At 68.9% G+C, this 425-nt stretch carries 1 protein-coding gene; it reads right to left on the bottom strand.

Annotated elements, in window-relative coordinates:
- Positions 1–425, bottom strand: a 425-nt coding sequence (locus ACLJNW_RS23295) for an FKBP-type peptidyl-prolyl cis-trans isomerase (RefSeq protein ID WP_410961098.1), incomplete at both ends; no start/stop codon positions are given.

The raw sequence follows: 425 nt of genomic DNA, 5'->3' as shown, positions 1-425 counted from the left end.
CCATAGGCCAGTTCGCTCGGTACGTGCAGGCGCAACTTGGAGCCGGCGTTCATCACTTGCAGCGCTTCGACCCAGCCGGCGATCACGCCGCCCACCGGGAACTCGGCCGGCTGGCCACGCTGGTAGGAGCTGTCGAATACGGTGCCGTCGATCAGGGTGCCGTGGTAGTGGGTGCGCACGGTATCCTCGCGGGAAGGCTTGGCGCCCTCGCCAGTGCTCAGCACTTCGAACTGCAGGCCCGAGGGCAGCACGGTCACGCCTTCGCGCTTGGCGTTCTCGGCCAGGTCGGCGCGGCCTTCGCCAGCGGCGGCTTCGGCCTTGGCCTGGGCTTCGGCCTGCATGCGCTCGCGGATCACCTGGAAGCTGGCCGACAGCGCCTCGCCGGATACCCGGCTGTCGATACCTGCGAACGCATCGGACAGGCC

Origin of the sequence: Salmonella sp. SAL4457, from assembly GCF_046548235.1 — a bacterium.
Taxonomy (GTDB): domain Bacteria; phylum Pseudomonadota; class Gammaproteobacteria; order Enterobacterales; family Enterobacteriaceae; genus Salmonella; species Salmonella enterica.
Note: the sequence above shows the minus strand (reverse complement) of the source record. Positions and strands in the feature narration are given on the sequence as shown.